Source organism: Natrinema caseinilyticum, assembly GCF_024227435.1.
Classification (GTDB): Archaea; Halobacteriota; Halobacteria; order Halobacteriales; family Natrialbaceae; genus Natrinema; species Natrinema caseinilyticum.
This window is the reverse complement of record NZ_CP100445.1, coordinates 250121-267771: the sequence shown is the minus strand read 5'-3', so window position 1 is coordinate 267771 and position 17651 is coordinate 250121. Positions and strand designations below refer to the sequence as shown.

Annotated in this window: 18 protein-coding genes; 12 read left to right on the top strand and 6 right to left on the bottom strand. The window is 65.6% G+C overall.

Features of this window, described 5'->3' with window-relative positions:
- Positions 1-9: 9 nt before the first annotated feature.
- Positions 10-1563, top strand: a complete 1554-nt coding sequence (locus tag NJT13_RS01290) for a glutamate-cysteine ligase family protein (RefSeq protein WP_254523688.1) — start codon at positions 10-12, stop codon at positions 1561-1563.
- 38 nt (positions 1564-1601) lie between these two features.
- On the opposite strand, the gene NJT13_RS01285 is transcribed toward NJT13_RS01290, so the two are convergent.
- The gene (locus NJT13_RS01285; protein ID WP_254523687.1) at positions 1602-2999 is read right to left on the bottom strand and encodes an FAD-binding oxidoreductase; all 1398 of its coding nucleotides are present in this window, start codon (positions 2997-2999) and stop codon (positions 1602-1604) included.
- 255 nt (positions 3000-3254) lie between these two features.
- Here NJT13_RS01285 and NJT13_RS01280 point away from each other — a divergent pair, with 255 nt between their 5' ends.
- From NJT13_RS01280 to NJT13_RS01265, 4 genes are all read left to right on the top strand, one after another.
- On the top strand, positions 3255-4688 hold the full coding sequence (locus NJT13_RS01280) for an FAD-binding oxidoreductase (protein ID WP_254523686.1): 1434 nt from the start codon (positions 3255-3257) through the stop codon (positions 4686-4688).
- Between the two features lie 91 nt (positions 4689-4779).
- Complete coding sequence (gene cofD, locus NJT13_RS01275; protein ID WP_254523685.1) at positions 4780-5772, top strand: 2-phospho-L-lactate transferase; 993 nt, start codon at positions 4780-4782, stop codon at positions 5770-5772.
- Positions 5773-5775: 3 nt separating this feature from the next.
- Positions 5776-6567, top strand: a complete 792-nt coding sequence (locus NJT13_RS01270) for a tRNA-dihydrouridine synthase (protein WP_254523684.1) — start codon at positions 5776-5778, stop codon at positions 6565-6567.
- 98 nt (positions 6568-6665) lie between these two features.
- Positions 6666-7103, top strand: a complete 438-nt coding sequence (locus NJT13_RS01265; protein ID WP_254523683.1) for a response regulator — start codon at positions 6666-6668, stop codon at positions 7101-7103.
- 128 nt (positions 7104-7231) lie between these two features.
- On the opposite strand, the gene NJT13_RS01260 is transcribed toward NJT13_RS01265, so the two are convergent.
- The gene (locus tag NJT13_RS01260; RefSeq protein WP_254523682.1) at positions 7232-7576 is read right to left on the bottom strand and encodes a cupin domain-containing protein; all 345 of its coding nucleotides are present in this window, start codon (positions 7574-7576) and stop codon (positions 7232-7234) included.
- A gap of 161 nt (positions 7577-7737) precedes the next feature.
- Between NJT13_RS01260 and NJT13_RS01255 the strand changes: the two genes are divergently transcribed.
- The 4 genes from NJT13_RS01255 (at position 7738) to NJT13_RS01240 (ending at position 11201) form a co-directional block, all read left to right on the top strand.
- Positions 7738-8589, top strand: a complete 852-nt coding sequence (locus tag NJT13_RS01255) for a triphosphoribosyl-dephospho-CoA synthase (RefSeq protein WP_254523681.1) — start codon at positions 7738-7740, stop codon at positions 8587-8589.
- A 164-nt stretch (positions 8590-8753) separates the two neighbouring features.
- Complete coding sequence (locus NJT13_RS01250; RefSeq protein ID WP_254525362.1) at positions 8754-9272, top strand: DUF447 domain-containing protein; 519 nt, start codon at positions 8754-8756, stop codon at positions 9270-9272.
- A 352-nt stretch (positions 9273-9624) separates the two neighbouring features.
- The gene (locus tag NJT13_RS01245) at positions 9625-10857 is read left to right on the top strand and encodes a cation:proton antiporter (RefSeq protein ID WP_425499775.1); all 1233 of its coding nucleotides are present in this window, start codon (positions 9625-9627) and stop codon (positions 10855-10857) included.
- A gap of 152 nt (positions 10858-11009) precedes the next feature.
- Positions 11010-11201 carry a 30S ribosomal protein S17e gene (locus tag NJT13_RS01240; protein ID WP_254523680.1) on the top strand — a complete coding sequence of 64 codons (192 nt, stop codon included), beginning with the start codon at positions 11010-11012 and terminating at the stop codon, positions 11199-11201.
- 181 nt (positions 11202-11382) lie between these two features.
- Here the strand turns inward: NJT13_RS01240 and NJT13_RS01235 are convergent, their stop codons facing one another.
- Positions 11383-11640: a hypothetical protein gene (locus tag NJT13_RS01235; RefSeq protein ID WP_425499774.1), complete on the bottom strand. Its 258-nt coding sequence runs from the start codon at positions 11638-11640 to the stop codon at positions 11383-11385.
- A gap of 374 nt (positions 11641-12014) precedes the next feature.
- Here NJT13_RS01235 and asd point away from each other — a divergent pair, with 374 nt between their 5' ends.
- Complete coding sequence (gene asd / locus NJT13_RS01230) at positions 12015-13049, top strand: aspartate-semialdehyde dehydrogenase (protein ID WP_254523679.1); 1035 nt, start codon at positions 12015-12017, stop codon at positions 13047-13049.
- A gap of 49 nt (positions 13050-13098) precedes the next feature.
- On the opposite strand, the gene NJT13_RS01225 is transcribed toward asd, so the two are convergent.
- Together NJT13_RS01225 and NJT13_RS01220 are read right to left on the bottom strand one after the other, a co-directional pair.
- Complete coding sequence (locus NJT13_RS01225) at positions 13099-13527, bottom strand: universal stress protein (protein ID WP_254523678.1); 429 nt, start codon at positions 13525-13527, stop codon at positions 13099-13101.
- Between the two features lie 124 nt (positions 13528-13651).
- Positions 13652-14623 (bottom strand): D-2-hydroxyacid dehydrogenase, encoded by a 972-nt coding sequence (locus tag NJT13_RS01220; RefSeq protein WP_254523677.1) that lies wholly within the window; start codon positions 14621-14623, stop codon positions 13652-13654.
- A gap of 247 nt (positions 14624-14870) precedes the next feature.
- Between NJT13_RS01220 and NJT13_RS01215 the strand changes: the two genes are divergently transcribed.
- Together NJT13_RS01215 and NJT13_RS01210 are read left to right on the top strand one after the other, a co-directional pair.
- Positions 14871-16256, top strand: a complete 1386-nt coding sequence (locus tag NJT13_RS01215) for an NAD(P)/FAD-dependent oxidoreductase (RefSeq protein WP_254523676.1) — start codon at positions 14871-14873, stop codon at positions 16254-16256.
- 70 nt (positions 16257-16326) lie between these two features.
- Positions 16327-17271: a cytochrome c oxidase subunit 3 gene (locus NJT13_RS01210; protein ID WP_254523675.1), complete on the top strand. Its 945-nt coding sequence runs from the start codon at positions 16327-16329 to the stop codon at positions 17269-17271.
- A gap of 30 nt (positions 17272-17301) precedes the next feature.
- Here NJT13_RS01210 and NJT13_RS01205 read toward each other — a convergent pair whose 3' ends face one another.
- On the bottom strand, positions 17302-17493 hold the full coding sequence (locus NJT13_RS01205; RefSeq protein ID WP_425499773.1) for a hypothetical protein: 192 nt from the start codon (positions 17491-17493) through the stop codon (positions 17302-17304).
- Positions 17494-17651 lie beyond the last annotated feature (158 nt).

Below are 17651 nucleotides of genomic sequence, written 5' to 3'. Positions count from 1 at the left end.
CTGGGTGGTATGCCAGAGGAGGAACTCGCCGAACGCGTCGCTGACGTGTTGTCCGTCGACGCCGTCGACTTTCGGGAGCGGGCCGAGGCGGACGCCGAGGTGATCAAAGACGCCGTCGAGGAGGGGGTGTTCGACAACCCGCAGGCGATCGTCGGCCTCGAGTACGAGTTCTACGCCGTCAAAGCCGACGGCTGCGCGTTGCGGCGGGTTCCACGACGGCTACTCGAACTGATCGGCTTCGAAAAGGAACTCGGATTGCACAACGCGGAAATGACGACCAGCCCGCAGCCGCTGAACGCACCCGGGCTGGCCGCCCAGGAGTCGGAGGTGAAAGCGCGCCTACGGGCGGCGCTCAACGTGACGCAGTCCGAGCGGATGCGACTCGTCAGCGACGCGATGTGGACGATCCCACCCGAGGGCGAGACAGCGGGCACCTACCTCACCGATAGCGTCGAACGAACCGCACTCGCGGCCGACGGAACCGAACGCGGGATCCGAATCGCGACGAACATGAGCGATTCCGCGCGCTATCACGCGATGGCAAACACGGAGCAGGCCGATTCCGCGGGGATGCGCATCGAAGCGCCCCACGTCTCCGTCCAGGCCGACACGGTCATGCCGGAGAGCCTCATCACGTCGATTCAACCGCACTATCAGGTCCCCCACGCGCCCGACCTTTCGACGTACTTCAATTACGCGCTCCGAATCGCGGGTCCGCTCCTCGCGCTCGGCGTCAACTCCCCGTTCTTCCCGCCGGATCTCTACGACGACGACGCGTCCGCCGACGAGATCCTCCGCGACGGCTGGATGGAACATCGGATCAGCGTCTTCGAAACCGTCCTGAACGATCCCACGACCGGCGACGGGAAGGTCCGATTCCCGGACGATTTGGAGACGGTCGACGATGCGATCGACCGAATCGCCGACGACGAAACCATCGTGCCGATGCCGGTCGAGTCCGGCGAGCGCTTCGACGACCAGTTCCCGCACTTCAGTCGCAAACACGGCACCTACTGGCGGTGGGTTCGCCCCGTCTTCGGCGGCCCGACGCGGTCGGCCGCCAACGCTCGTATCGAGTTCCGACCGATCCCCGCCCAGCCGACGGTTCGGGATTCCGTGTCCTTTCTCGCCGCCTTCGCCGGCCTGATGGAGAGTCTGACCCGTCTCGAGCATCCCGTCCTCGAACTCGACTGGCAGATCGCCCGGGAGAACTTCTACGCCGCGATGACGGACGGTCTCGAGGCCGACCTGACCTGGATCACCAACGACGGCAAGGAGACGACCGACGGACTCGCGCTCTACGAGGACCTGCTGGCCCACGCCGAGGACGGACTCACGAACCGCGGGCTTCGCGAGGAAGACGCAGCGAAGTATCTCTACCCGCTTCGACGCCGTGTCCGCCAGGGTGTGACGCCGGCCGGCTGGAAACGAGCGCGGGTGAGAGCAGGGCTCGAGGAGGGGACACGGTTCGCCGACGCGGTCGAGCGAATGCAACAGGAGTACGTCGCTCGGCAGGCCGAAACGTTGCTCGAGGGGAGTTTCGCGGACTGGATCGGCGACTAGCGGTTCGAAAACGGGCGGTGGCGGTCCAAAAAGGGGAATTAGCGGGCTGGTTCGACGTTCTGGTTCATCCGGAACAGGTTCTCCGGATCGTACGTCGTCTTCACCTCGACCAGCCGATCGTGGTTCTCCCCGTAGGCGAGGGCCTCTTCACCCTCGCGTTCGCTGATGAAGTTCACGTAGACGCCGCCGGTCGCGTACGGCGCCATCGCATCGAAGAACTCCCGGGACCAATCGATGCACTCGTCGTCCATGGCGGGATCCTCCCAGCGCGTGTGGACGTTCATCCCGTACGCTGCGTCGCGGTGCGGGAACGCAGTCGCGTCCGCCGGTACCCGGCCCATCGCGCCGCCGAGCTGTCCGAAGAAGATTTCGGAGAGCGGCGACGGGAGGTCCCGCGCGTATTCGACCACAGTATCGATAGCGTCGTCCGAAATCTCTCGGAAGTTGTGTGACTTCCAGTAGTTCCGGACGCCCTCGGTGAGGAGCGGATCGAACGCTTGCTGGAACGTCGTGTACTGGCGCGGACTGACGGTATCGGCGATCGGTTCGCCGTACTCCCGAATCGGAGCCAGCACTCCTTCGCCCTCGGTGACGTCCCCGGCGTAGAACGGGACCACGACGATCACGTCTTCACCGTGGATGGGTTCGGGAAGGAACGGAAGCGGCGGTGCCTTGCGCAAGACGACCCAGACGGTCGACTCATCCGGCGCAGTCTCGTTGAAGTCTCGCACGTGCCGGAGGACGGCTGGCGCGTCCGCACCGTGATAGACGACCATCCCCGCGAGCACCTCGGGACCGACCTCGTGGAGGGCGAACTCGAACGACGTGACGACGCCGAAGTTGCCGCCCCCGCCGCGGACCGCCCAGAAGAGATCGGGGTTTTCGTCCTCGCTCGCGTGTCGCAGTTCGCCGTCCGCGGTGACGATGTCGACGGAGCGCAGGTTATCCACGGTCAATCCGTACTTGCGAGTGATCCAGCCGAACCCGCCACCGAGCGTGAGCCCCGCGACGCCGGTCGTCGAGTTGATCCCGAGCGGCGTCGCCAGCCCGAACGCCTGCGCCTCGTGGTCGAAGTCTGCGAGGGTCGCCCCGGGCTCGACGCGAGCCGTCCGCTCCTCCGGATCGACGCGAACCGACCGCATCGCCGAGAGATCGAGCATCAACCCGTCGTCGCAGACCGCGTTCCCCGCGATGTTGTGTCCAGCGCCGCGGATCGCGAGCAACATGTCGTACTCACGGGCGAAAGCCACCGCCGCGATCACGTCCGAAACACCCATCGCTCGCACGATGAGCGCCGGTCGGCGGTCGATCATGCCGTTCCATATCGCTCGGGCGTCGTCGTAGCCGAGATCCCCCGGGCGAAGTAACTCGCCATGGAGTCTCTCGCCGAGACCGTCAATTACACCGTCGTCTATTGGTGTGGCAGTCACTGACATTGTTCCTCACAGTTTCTACGCCTCACCCGAGCTTATAGTTTCACATGACTAACAATTATAGTAGCTCCGGCGGACGAGAGAGACTCGAGAACTGGCGCGTCATCGCATGGCTCGATCGGACAGAACGGATGCGTCTCCGACCATTTGCCGCCCTCGCGATACGAACGACCGGCGCGATATCGGACATATCTACCCGATTGATCATCGTGTTAGATATACTACTATTATATCTCCGTGGGGCGCCTACCGTGGGGTATGGGAACAGTGCAACGACGAGAAGGCGAAGCTGCGTTTCACGACCTGCCGAGCGACGACGTTCGGTCCTTCGTCGCGGGATTTCGCGGCGACGTGGTCTCTCCGTCCGACGAGGAGTACGACGCCGCTCGAGCGATCTGGAACGGCATGATCGAGCGGTATCCGGCGCTCGTCGCGCGCTGTGCCGGGGTCTGCGACGTCGTCGCGGCGGTGACCTTCGCTCGCGAGCACGACCTGCCGCTCGCCGTGCGGGGCGGCGGGCACAACGTGGCCGGGACGGCCGTCTGCGACGGCGGGATCGTGGTCGATCTCACGGAGATGAACGGTGTTCGGGTCAACCGCGAGGCGGAGACCGTCTACGCCGAAGGCGGCGCGACGCTGGGCGACGTCGACCGCGAAACGCAGGCGTTCGGACTGGCGACGGCCCTCGGAGCCGTGTCCCAGACCGGGATCGCCGGCCTGACGCTCAACGGCGGCTACGGGCACCTGAGCCGCGAGTACGGACTGGCGCTGGACAACTTGATCAGCGTCGACATCGTGACGGCGGACGGGAAGAGACGCACCGCCAGCGAAGCGCGGAACGAGGATCTCTTCTGGGCGGTCCGCGGCGGGGGCGGCAACTTCGGCGTCGTCACGTCGTTCGAGTACGCCCTCCACGAGGTCGGCCCCCAGGTGTACGCGTTCTTTGTCTGGTACCACGCCGACGACGCCGACGCGGCGCTTTCGGCCTTCCGGGAGTGGACCGAGACCGCGCCGCGAGACGCCGGCGTCCTCGCGTTCACCGCCCACGTCCCCGAACTCGAGGAGTTCCCCGCGGAGACGTGGGACGAACCGGCGATCGTGTTCCTCGGTTCCGCCCGCGGCGAGTCGGCTACCGACGGCGAGGTCTTCGAACCGCTTCGCGAGGTCGCGACGCCCATCGCCGACATGAGCGGGCCGATGGCCTACGCCGACCTCCAGTCGATGCTCGACGAGGACTACCCGGACGGGCTGCGGTACTACTGGAAGTCGATCTTCCTCGACGAACTCACCGACGAGGTCTTCGACCTCATGGTTCGGTACAACGACTCGAGTCCGTCGGCGCTGTCGACGGTCGATTGCTGGCACTTAGGCGACGCGGTCGCCGACGTTCCGCAGGACTCGACCGCGTATTGGCACCGGGACAAGCCGTACATGCTCACCGTCGAGGCGAACTGGGAAGAGGCCGATGACGACGACGCGAACGTGGACTGGGCCCGCGACGTGTTCGCCGACGTGCAGGCGCTGCCGGTCGCCTCTGGCCGCTACGGCAACTTCCCGGGGCTGAACGAAGACCCCGTAAAACTACTCTACGGCGACAACTACGATCGGCTGGTCGAGGTCAAGACGACGTACGATCCGGAGAACCTGTTCCGGTCGAACACCAACGTCCCTCCGCGGACGGACGCCGACTGATCCACGCTCCTCGAGCGGCCGTCGGCAGATCGTCGGCAATCGTTCGTCGCGGCCGAAAGCGATTAAGTAGCCTCGCTCGAGAGTTGTGCGTATGGTAACCATCCTTTCCGGGGGCACTGGGACGCCGAAGCTGCTCGACGGTGCAGCCGCCGCGTTCTCGCCGGAGGAGACCACGGTTGTCGCCAATACGGGCGACGACATCGAACTCGGCGGACTCATCGTCTCGCCTGACGTCGATACGCTGCTGTTTCAGGGTGGTGGTGTTCTCGATCGCGAGACGTGGTGGGGAATCGACGGTGACACGCACCGAACCAACTCGGCGCTGATGGACATCGCGGAGGCCGCAGGACTCTCGAAGGGGCCGAAATACCTCCCGGAAGAGAAACAGACCGACAGTCGGCGGCTCGCAAACTGGCGGCGGTTCTCCGGGGTCGCGGAATTCATGACGATCGGTGACCGCGACCGAGCCATCCACATCTCACGAACGAGCCTCCTGGACGAGGGCCAGACGCTGGGCGAGGTGACCCAGCAACTCGCCGGCGCGTTCGGACTGACGATCGACTTGCTTCCGATGAGCAACGATCCCATCGCCAGCCTCGTCCACACGGACCAGGGACTCATGCACTTTCAGGAGTACTGGGTCGGTCGTAACGGCGAACCGACCGTCAAAACGGTCGAGTTCCGCGGCTCCTCGAAGGCCGAGCCCGCACCGGGCGTCCTCGACGCCCTCCGGGACACCGTCGTCATCGGGCCCTCGAACCCGGTCACCAGTATCGGGCCGATGCTCGCGCTGCCGGGCGTGGCCGACGCGCTCGCCCAGACGACCGTCGTTGCCGTCTCGCCGTTCCTCGGCGGCGACGCCTTCTCCGGACCCGCGGAGGATCTCATGGAGGCCGTCAACGCCGACCCGAGCACGGAGGGACTGGCCACCGCGTACCCGTTCGCTGACGCGTTCGTGATCGACACGACCGACGACGCCGACTTCAACCGGCCGACGGTCCGGACCGATATCGAAATCAACTCGCGCGAAGACGCCAGCCACGTGATTCGCGCGGTCGAAAGCGCGATTTCCCGCGTCAGTTGAACGATGGCCGGATCAGTGTCGTTTACACCGGCGCTCGCCCTCGCGAGCCTCAGTGGCGAGGCGGACGCCGATTGGGCGCGGGCCGGGGCGCGATACGCGGGTGCGGCGTTCCTGGGGGGGATCGCCCTCGATGCGGAGTCCAGGGCGGCAGCACGCCGCCTCGTCGAACGCGACAGATCCGAGTTCCTCCCGGCCGATCCGATCGCCTTTATCGACCGTCAACTCGCGGCGCTGACGGACGTCCCGATTCAACCGGCGTTCAACGTCCGGAGCACGACCATCGAACCGATCGCCGACGCTGCCCGCGTCTGCCGGGATCACGGTGCCTATCTCGAGATCAACGCTCACTGTCGGCAGGACGAACTCTGTACCGTCGGCTGTGGCGAGGCGCTCCTGCGAGACGGCGCGCGTCTCGCCGATTACGTCGACCGGGCGGCCGATACCGGCGTTACGGTCGGGATAAAGGTCCGTGCCGAGGTGGTAGGCGTCGACCTGGCGACGCTCACACGGACCCTCGAAGCTGCGGGTGCCGACTTCGTCCACGTCGATGCGATGGATACCGAGTCGGTGATCGCCGAGGTGGCCGAGGCGACCGATCTCTTCGTCATCGCCAACAACGGCGTCCGCGACGAGGACACCGTTCGCGAGTATCTCGAGTACGGTGCCGACGCGGTCAGCGTCGGCCGGCCGAGCGACAACCCCGCGGTCCTCGAGCGAGTCGCCGCCGCGGTCGATCGACCGGGCAGCCTCGAGACGGCTCGATACCCCCGCTCATCGGACGGGCGAATCCGGTAGCGGCGCGAGCATCTCGAAAGAACCGCGCCCTCGACCGCCGGAACCAATCGTTTTATCGTACTGGTCGCTCACAGCCAAACTACTGGCCTGTGGTTCCTATGAACGATCCGATCGACATCCTGTTGGTGGAACCAAACCCCGGCGACACACGTCTCTTTACCGAATCGTTCGACGAAGCAAATCTCACGAATAGCATCGCCACCGTTTCCGACGGCGACGCGGCGCTCGATTTCGTCCATCAACGCGGAGACTACGAGGACGCGACCGATCCGGATCTCGTTCTACTCGAACCACAACTACCCGGAAAGAGCGGCATCGAAGTGCTTTCCGAACTGAAAAACGAGCCGGCGTTACGGGACCTTCCCGTCGTCATCCTCACGAGTTCCGACATGGGAGAAGAAATCGTCAAATCACACGGCATCGACGCCGATCACTACAGCCAGAAGCCGGTCGAACCCGAAGATTTCATCGAATTCGTCCAGGAAATCGAGGAGTTCTGGCTCACGATCGTGCAAGGGGAATCGACGGACCGCTGACCGCTCGACGGACCGGACTGCACGACGTGCGATTCGACCCGTTTTCGACATCCTCGTGGAACTGGAACCAGCCTGGACGAGCCTCGAAACGGAAGTCGGCTCCCGGACGAGTCCGGTCAGCGACACAGCTACAGCGGTGCGCCGACCAACACGAGCTTCGCCCGCCCGTCGCCGCGGTTGTGAATCTGGCGCGTCACCTCGGAATCGAGTCGGATCGCGTCGTCCGCCTCGAGCGTCACCGTCTCGTCCGAATCGGGCAGTTCGATATCGACCGTCCCCGCGACGACGAAGTACACCTCCTCTTGACCCGTGTGAGTTTCGTCGTGTTCTTTCCCCTTCCCGTCGGGCTCGAGTTCGAGCACCGAGATGCCGAGGTCAGTCGTCTCGAGTTCGTCCTTGAGGAACCACATGCCGCCCCATTCCTCCGGGACGACGGATTCGGGGTCCGTTTTGGTTGCGATATCGTAACCCATAGTGGATGGTGTCCGGTATCGGTATTAAATCGACGGGACGCCGAACCCGGCCGACGTCCGACGACCTGTGGCGGACCGCCCAGCGGCGACAGCCGACCGGTGGCGATCGCGACGACAGCCAACCCCCTACCCCTAAGCCGCCCCGGCACGCAGCGAGACGTATGCGATCGCCGGAAGCGAACGCGGAACTGGCGCTCCTCCTCGAGGTGGCGGGAACGCCCAAGCCTGGCAACGTCGACCGACGTCGCGACCTGCCGGACCTGCGGTTCGATCACTTTCTCGCGGGGGCGGTGGGGGCGCGGGGCGGACTCGAGTTAGCGGCCAACGGGGCGGCGGTCGGTCCCGCGTTCGAGCACGCGATCGAGGGGATGTCCGCTCAGACGGGCGGGAATACGCAGTTCGGGTCGCTGTTGCTGCTCGTCCCGCTCGTCAGGGCCGCTCGCAAGGAGGTGTCACAACCCGTTGCGGAGGCCGTCGTCCGAGACACGACGGTCAGCGACGCGGCGGCGTTCTACCGTGCCTTCGAGTACGTCGACGTCGCGGTCCCCGACCCGCCCGCAGAGATGGCCGCGCTCGACGTCCGACGGGGCGCGGATGCGATCCCGGCGCTCGAGGAGCGCGGACTGACGCTATACGACGTCCTGGACCGAAGCGTCCCGGGGGACGACGTCGCTCGCGAGTGGGTTCGAGGGTTCGAACGCTCGTTCGCCGCGGCCGAGCGACTCGCCGAGAGGGACGGCCCGGTCTCGGATCGGGCCGCCGCGGTGTTCCTCTCGCTGCTCGCCGAGCGGTCCGACACGCTCGTGACGACCCGCCACGACGAGGCGACGGCTCGAGCGGTGACCGACCGTGCAGCGGACCTGGTCGAGGCGGACGCACTCGAGACGAATCCGACGGCCGTCGACTCCTTCGCGGACGATCTCGTCGCCCGCGGAATCAATCCCGGGACGACGGCGGACATCACTGCCGCGGGGTTGTTCATCGCGCTCGAACACGGGGCGGTCGAACCGTGAGCGACGACCGGGACCCGCAGTCGAGCGATCGCACTGGCCACGGTAACGGCGACGACGGGTTCGGCTCGCTCGTCGCCGACGGCGAGGGAGGATCGGCCGACAGCAACGACGACGGTGGATCTGCCGAGTGGCCCGTCGCCCTCTCCGGCGTCACCGAAACGCTCGTGACGACGCTCGGGCCCAACGGGCTGTGGAACGCCGCCGCGCTCGGTCTCTACGCCGGCGATCCCGTCACCGCGCGAACGTGGGGCAACACGCGGACCCGCCGAAACTTCCACCGGCAGGGCGAGGGCTACGTCCAGTTCGTCGACGATCCCGTCACCTTCGCAGATGCCGCGCTCTCGATCGTCGAATCCAGCGAGCCGGTCCTCGAATCCGCCTGCGCGTGGACCCGCGTCGCCGTCGAACGGGTCGACGCCGGGACCGACGGTGACACCGACTGGGAAGAATGGGCACTTCGGCCCCTCGAGTCGCGGATCGAACGCGAGACGGTCCCGACGATCGACCGCGGGTTCGGGGCCGTCGTCGAGGCGACGGTCGCCGCCTCACGGCTCGACGTCGACGACTACGACGAGGAAGACCTCCGGGACCGGCTCGCGTACGCCGCTTCGGTCGTCGACCGCGCCGGCGGGCCGCGCGAACGCGAGGCGCTCGAGCGCGTGCGCAAACACTCGTCGTGGTGAATCGCGGTTCCCTCGAGCCGTGACGGTCCCGTTTCGTCGGAGCACCATGCTGATCCGGAAGGCGAGAGGTGTATCGGCTCGTCTAGGACGCGTGCCGAGTTTCGTACGTCGCGACAGTGCGGGCCGAGCGACACATTGGTCGGCTCGACCGGATCACCGTCGTCTCCCTATACGAGAAAAAATCCATCGCGGGTGAACAGTCTGGGCCAACACGGGACGAAGATTTTACCACTGGGCGTGGGAGTGCAAGAACGTCTGATGGCGGTCGATGCATCAAGCCAGCGCCTGGAGATCGTCAATACGTCCGACGAACGCCACGCCGAGTGTCGCGGTCCCGGAGGTCAGTGAACGAGTGTCTATCCACGTCGACCTCGAACTCGTCGCACTCATCTCGGCGATCGTCGGATTCGGCGTTGTAGCCCAGTTTCTCGCGGCCAAATATCGCGTCCCGAGCGTCCTGTTTCTCATCGTCGCCGGCGTCGCGATCGGTCCCGAAGGCCTCGGTATCATCACGGCCGACACGTTCGGGGGAGCGCTCTCGACCATCGTCGGGGTGAGCGTCGCGCTCATCGTCTTCGAGGGCTCGTTTCGGCTCGAGGGAGAGATCGTTCGAAACGCCCCGAGAGCGGTGGGGCGCTTGGTCACGATCGGTGCGGGCGTGTCGTTCTTCGGAACCGCCCTAGTCGTTCGGCTCCTGCTCGGTGCGAGCTGGGACATCGCGTTTCTCGTCGGTGCGTTACTCGTGGCCACCGGCCCGACGGTCATCACGCCGATTCTCGCCGTCGTTTCGGTTCGAGAGGAGGTCGCGACCGCCCTCGAGGTCGAGGGGATCGTCAACGACGTCACCGCCGCGATCCTCGCGATCGTCCTCTTCAAAGCGATGACGGCCGTCGAACTCTCGCCGCGGGGGTACGTGTTCCTGTTCATCGAACGACTCGGGATGGGGATCGCGACCGGATTCGTGATCGCGGGCGTCGTCTGGTATCTCCTCACACGGGTCGACCTTCCGGCCCAGGAGGTACCGCAGGCGGCGCGACTTCTCATCTTCGCTGGAGCGATCATGGCGTTCGCGATCGCGGACTCCGTCTTTTCGGAGGCCGGTATCGCGGCTGCAGCGACCGCGGGCTTCACGCTCGGAAACCTCGAGTTGCCACACCGGGACAGCATCCGGCGATTCAATCGAGACGTGACGCTGCTGGTCCTCTCGTTCGTGTTCATCGTCCTCGCTGCGCTGCTCGAGTTCTCCGAGGTCCGCGCGCTGGGGCTCGCCGGACTCGCGGTGGTCGTGGTCGTGATGCTCGTGCTCCGACCGCTTTCCGTCTTCGTTTCGACGGCCGGAGACGAAGGGTTCTCGTTCCGCGAGCGGGCGTTCATGAGCTTCGTCGGGCCCCGCGGGATCGTTCCCGCATCGGTCGCGACCCTGTTCGCCATTCGCCTGCGGACGAGGACTCCGCCGTCCGATCCCGCGGGTGCGGATCTCTTGCTCGGGACGGTCTTTCTCGTGATTCTCGTAACCGACGTCCTCGAGGCGGGTCTCGCGAGACGAATCGCGATCGTACTCGGTGTCAGCCGACCCGACGACTGATATCCACGTCGTCGTCCGGAAGCCGCGACGCCGGAGGACGGACCGTCTCGGGACCTGCGTCCGCCGCGTTTACCGAGCAAACGCTCGGCGACTCGTCGGCGGCCACCAGTAGAAATGGTGCGTTATAAGAGTCTCTAGACGGAAATCCCTCCATGGCAATCAAACCGGCCTACGTCAAGAAGACCGGGAACCTCCTCCTGGAACGGTACCCGGAGGCGTTCACGACCGACTTCGAACAGAACAAAGAAAGCGTCGAGAAACTCACGAACGTCGATTCCAAGGGCGTCCGGAATCGAATCGCTGGCTACGTAACCCGAAAGAAAGGCGCCGAAGTACCCGCGTAAGTCGGTTTTTGTCCACGATCCGTCGTCCCGAGCGATTGCGAGCCACAGCGCGAGTCACGGCAACGCACAGTCGGCGGAATCACTCGTCGCATCGTCGGGCGGGAACACGCAGGGACTCGCCCAGATCGGTACCACCGACGGTGCTGAAAATAGCCTCGACCGATACCGGCAGACCGCGTCCTCACTCCTCGAATCCGGGTTCCATGTAAGCGGCCATGACGAACGCGACGAGTGCGATACCCGCCCCGAACAGCATGCCGACCATTCCCGTCAGAATGTTCATCTGATACCCGACAACCGGCACGATGCCGTCGGTGTACCCCAACCAGGCGAAGAAAACGGCCAGCAACGCAGCGACTGCTGCGACGGCCGTTGCGCCGATACTGAAATTCGTCTCGAACAGCCCCCGGTCGCTCGTGTTCGTGGTCGAACTCGTCATCGGGACCACCTCTCGTCGGCGGCCTCGAGTCGGTCCTGTCGGTAGTGCATCGGCTTCTAGGTGCCACTCCCGTTTCTTAATATCTTCTATCCGGACGCCGTGAACCGGTGTCGACGGACCCCCATCGCCAGTCGAACGACGAACGGCCGTCGCATCCGGGGCGACGGCGTGTCGAAACGCCACGAACGGGAGCGATGCCGATATCTCTGTGAGGACGGTGTCGGACGGGGTCTCCATCACCGAGACTCCCGCCACCGGCGTCCTTCCACGCATACCGCCGAGGCCCTTCGTCTCAAACCCCTGTAATTCCGTGGGTTGACATGCGCTACCGAAAACCCAAACGGTTTTGCGGACACGACTCGGAGTGGCCGGAAATGGCAGTACGAGTAGGCGTACTCGGTGCAACCGGCGCCGTTGGACAACGACTGATTCAGTTGCTCGACCCGCATCCAGACTTCGAGATCGCGGCACTGACCGCGAGTGAGTCGAGCGCTGGCAAGACGTATCGAGAGGCCGCAAAGTGGCGCGTCGACAGCCCGATCCCCGACGACGTCGCCGACACCACCGTCACGGCGACCGACCCCGACGAGGTCCCCGACGACGTCGACCTCCTGTTTTCGTCGCTTCCATCGAGCATCGGCGCGGAGGTCGAACCGCCGTTCTGCGAGGCCGGCTACGTCGTCTCCTCGAACTCCTCGAACGGTCGGATGGACGACGACATTCCCCTCGTGATTCCCGAGGTGAACGCGGACCACATCGACCTGCTCGAGGTGCAACGCGATCGACGCGGCTGGGACGGTGCGATGGTCAAAAACCCCAACTGTTCGACGATCACGTTCGTCCCGACGCTCGCGGCCCTGGCCGACTACGGCCTCGAGAAGGTCCACGTCTCGACGCTGCAGGCCGTCTCCGGCGCGGGGTACGACGGCGTCAGTTCGATGGAGATCATCGACAACGCCATCCCCTACATCGGCAGCGAGGAAGAAAAGCTCGAGACCGAATCCCGTAAGCTGCTGGGTGACTTCGATGGCGCGTCGCTGTCGCTGAACGGCATGGCCGTCTCGGCCTCGTGCAATCGCATTCCGACGATCGACGGCCACCTCGAGAACGTCTGGGTCGAGACTGCAGAGGACCTGACCACCGACGAGGCGGCCGCGGCAATGAGCGAGTACCCATCGCTCGACCTCCGTTCGTCGCCCGACCCGCTCATCCACGTGTTCGACGAACCCGATCGTCCGCAACCGCGGATGGATCGCACGCTCGGCGACGGAATGGCCATCGCCGCGGGCGGACTGCAAGAATCGCCGTTCGGCCTGCAGTTCAACTGCCTCGCGCACAACACGATCCGCGGTGCCGCCGGCGCGAGCGTGTTGAACGGCGAACTATTGCTCGAGAACGGCTACCTCTAGGGCAGGTACCGTCGAGATTCGGTCGTCTCTGGTTGTATCGACTTCGAGGTCACCCCTCGCGGGGCAGCGCGACGACCGGAACCGACGCGCGCTTGACCAGTCGTCGCGCGACGTCGCCGGTGAGCAGTTCGGCGAACCGGTTTCCCTCGCGCGGTTCGAAGACAACCGCATCGACGGCGCGTTCCGACGCCGCGTCCATGATCGTTTCGACGACGTTCGTTCCGAAGAGGACGGCCGTCTCGACGGTCCCGGCCCGTCCCTCGAGCGGCCCACGCGCGCGCTCGAAAATCTCCTGTGCGTACTCCTCCCGCTGTTCGACGGAGGCTTTGTCGGGTGCGCCGCCCGCTTTCTCGATCACGTTGACGACGAGCACCGTACTCGAGGGTTCGAGGTGCGGTGCCAGTGCGGTCGCGGTCTGCTCGCCGTCGTCCGGATCGGCGACTGGGACGAGGAGCGTCCCGTCAAACGTAAGTGTCATCGCGGGACCCTCGCTCGAGCGAGTGCGTCGGCAGGTGAGCGATCCATACTCCGGATTCGGGGGAAGGGGCCAAAAAAGTGCGTCGGACGGAGGGCGGGACCCGGTCGGTGTCGGAGCGATTCGATCAGGGCAGCACCTGGTTCTCGAGTTCGTCGACGTCTCCGTCGTCGAATCGACGGACGTTTTCGGCGACGATGTCGGCCAATCGTTCGTAGTACTTCGGCGTGTGGCCGGCGTTGTGAGGGGTGATCTGGACGTTCCCGAGCGTCCAGAGCGGATGCTCCTCGGGCAACGGCTCGGGATCGGTCACGTCGAGTGAGGCACCGCGGATCCAGTTCGAGCGCAACGCGTCGACGAGCGCGTCGGTTTCGACGACCGGCCCGCGGGCGATGTTGACCAGCACAGCCCCGGGATCCATCGTGACGAACGCGTCCTCGTCGATCAGTCCTCGGGTCGTCTCCGTGAGCGGACAGGCGAGAACGAGGTAGTCCGTCCGCGCGAGCGCGTCGTCGAACGCGTCGCCTTCGAAGCCGATCATCTCGTCCGTCGGCCCGCCCTTCTCCGGCGTGAAGCGGACGCCGATCGTCTCGACGCCGAACGGCTCGAGCCGATCGCAGACCGCCGTTCCGATCGCACCGAGTCCGACGACGGTGACGGTCGAGCCCTGGAGTTCGTGAGCCTTGTAGTGGCGCCACTCGCGGCGACGCTGCCGGCGCGCGCCAACGTGGAATCGCCGGGTGAAATGGAGAATCGTCCCCAGAACGTGTTCGCCGATGTTCGGACCGTGAACGCCCGATGCGTTGGTCACCGCGACGCCCCGCTCCGCGAGCGAGTCGAGGGGGAGGTGCCCGGTTCCCGCGTAGGCACAGGCGAAGACCTCGAGTTTCTCAGCGGCGGCGACGAGGTCCTCCTCGAGGGTCATGCCCGTCACGAAGCGAGCGGTCCGGATCGCCTCGCGCTCGTCGGCCGGGGTTCGCGCGAGGGAGACGGTGCGATCCGGGAGTCGGTCGCGGATCGCGTCCGCGTACTGTTCGATCGGTGTCCCGTGAGTGCCTTTCCGAAGCACGAGAACGTCCGGTGTGTCAGCGTCGCTCATGTCCATCGACTCGTCCAGTGCGGTCAAAAGCGTTCGTCTCGCGGCACGACCGTGTACCGACGACCGGGAGCCGAATTCCGAACGGCGGCGGGCCCGCAGAGAGGCTCCGGTCGACGATACTCGCTCCGTCGGACGGGCGCACCCGCCCCACTCCACTGGCGTCGTCGCCGGGAAAGCGGGGACCGTGGCGATTTGGACGAAATTCGCCTCGCAGTTTTTATAATGGCTCAACGAGTCTCAACCCCGTATGGAACGCTTAGACGTCGCTGTCGTCGGCGGCGGCCCCGCTGGTGCGTCCGCGGCCGAGCAGGCTGCGGCCCACGGCGCCGAAACGGTCCTCTTCGAGCAGGGAGTGCCTCGAGAGGACCGCGAGGGACTGGGGCCGGACTCGACCGACGCCGCAGGGATGCTCGATTACTGGGTCGATATCATGGAGTTCGATTACCGCGAGATTCCCGACGGGGTCGTTCTCCAGGAACTCGAGGCGACGGAGTTCATCGGGCCGAGCAGTTCGGTCGAACTCCGAACGACGGGAATCGAGGCCAACTACCCGAAGTTCGGCTACACGTTTAACCGCACGCGGATGGACGACTGGCTCCACGAGCGAGCGAGTGACGCGGGAGCCGACCTGCGGGTCGGCACCGGCGTCAGGGGCCTCGAAACGGACCTGCGAGCGACCGGGTCCGCGGGACCGACCCACACGCTGACGCTGTCGAACGGCGACGAACTCGAGGCGCAATACGTCGTCCTCGCCGACGGCCCACAACGGCGGGTGACCCTCGAAGCACTCGATCAGTTCACGGCCCCCGGCCGGAGCGTGTCGGACTACCTCTCGCCGCCGAACGCCAACCACATCGCCTACCAGGAGTACCGCGAGTTCCCGGACGAGGTGTTCGAAGAGGATCGACTCAAGTTCTGGTGGGGATACATGCCCGGCGAAACCGCTTACCCGTGGATCTTTCCGAACGACGGCACCGTCGCGCGCGTCGGCCTCACGATGCCCATCGGGATGTCCCTCACGGACGTCGACAGTCCCGGCTCCTACAAGCTACTGCGCCCCGAGGACGAGAAAATCCCCTCCGGCGCCGAGTACATCAGCCGGCTTCTGGAACAGGAGTACGGCGACGAGTACGACATCGAAGCGGACTTTCCGCGCGTCCAGGACCGCGGGAAATCGAAGGGGACCGAGACGTATCCCATCTCTTCGACGCGACCGATCGAGTCGCCCGTCGCCGCGAACATCGCGGTGGCCGGCGGCGCGATGGGAACGACGTCCGCGTTCCACGAGGGCGGTTACCACGTCGCCGTCCGGACCGGCAAAATCGCCGGCCGACTCGCCGCGACGGACTCGCTCGAGAACTACAACGACGTCTGGAAGCGCGCCATCGGCGACGAGATCCTTCGGAACGTCGCCTTCGCGGATATCGTCGCTGACTACGGCCCCGACGACTGGGATTGGGCGTTCGACACGGTGACCGACATGCAAGACGCCAGCGGCGACAACGTCCTGATCGACAGGCGATATAGCGCCGGGATCGACGCGGCGAAGATCCTCACGACGTACAAACGGCGAAAGTTCGGCTACCGCGACGGCCGCTACGTCCAGCTATCGGAAGACGAGTATTTCTACTAACGCCCTGTAGTGACCCCCTACCGCCACTCGAGCGGCGATCCTTTTTCGTCCTCGATGTGGAAGCGGCGATATGGACGCTGGTGCATCCGGAGCGCCGCGCGACGAGACCGATCTCCGGACCGATGACACGGGCCACCGAGTTCGAGGGGGAGAACCATCCGAAGAGTCCGGCGACCACAGCGACCGTGGGGCGCACGGCGACCGCCGCAGCCGTGGAGATCACGACGATCACGACCACCACCGCAGCCGCTGGCCGCTGATCGCAGCCGCCGGGGCCGCCGGGCTCTACGCCGGCTTCGGGATCTATATCTTCGGCCGCGAGACCGACGTCGGCCCCTCTGTGGTCGGCGTTCCCCTCGCCGTCCTCGGAACGATCGTCCTGTTAGGCGGTGTGGCCGGCTGGGTCGAGCAGGCGTTTCTGGCCCCCGCTCGAGACGCGCGGCCCGGGCCGACATCACGCCGGTCGTACGTCTCGACGACGCTGCTCTTTCTCGCGACCGACGTTTCGACGTTCGGCGCGCTGTTCGTCTATTACTTCTTCGTCAGGATCGGAACGTGGCCACCGGAGGAGTTACCGCCGCTTGTGGGTTCGCTCGTCGTCGTCAACACCGCGTTGCTCCTGACCAGCAGCGTCACCCTCCACTACGCCCACGAGGCACTCGAGGGGGACAACCGCCGGCGCTTTCTCGGACTGCTCGGAACGACGCTCGCGCTCGGCATCGTCTTCCTCGCCGGCCAGGCCTACGAGTACTACGAGTTCGTCGCCACAGAGGGGTTTTCCCTCTCGAGCGGCGTTTTCGGGAGCGCCTTCTTCGGCCTGACCGGACTCCACGGCCTCCACGTTACGCTTGGCGTCCTCGGGATCGCGACGCTCTGCTGGCGGGCGCTTCGCGGTCACTACGGGCCCGATCGTGACACGTCGATCGCGACCGTGTCGCTGTACTGGCACTTCGTGGATTTCGTCTGGGTCTTTCTCGTCGTGGTCCTCTACGTCGGCGCGTCCGTGTCCGCGTGATGGCCGACGGCTCGGACCGGTCGCACGTCTCTACGAGCGGTCGTCGGCGTCGGGATCGGTCTCGAACACCTCGAGCATCGGCTGGTCGCAGTCACAGAAGGTCGATTGGCCGAGTGGCAACAGACTGTCGTCGGACAACACCTGGACGATGCCGATCTCCCCGCAGCGCTTGCACGTCGCCGCCGCTCGTTGTTCGTCGTCGTGAGATCCCACTCGGGTCACCTCGGGGGACCTGCCCGTACCACGGCGAGCGGAAAAAACCCCGGTCTGCGGTCGCTGTCCCCTCGGGCCCCTACCGACGGTACCGAGTTTCCGCGAGGTTCGCGACAGTCAAATGGGGTCGTGCCGCTCGATCTGGGCGGGCACGCGGACCGTCTTCC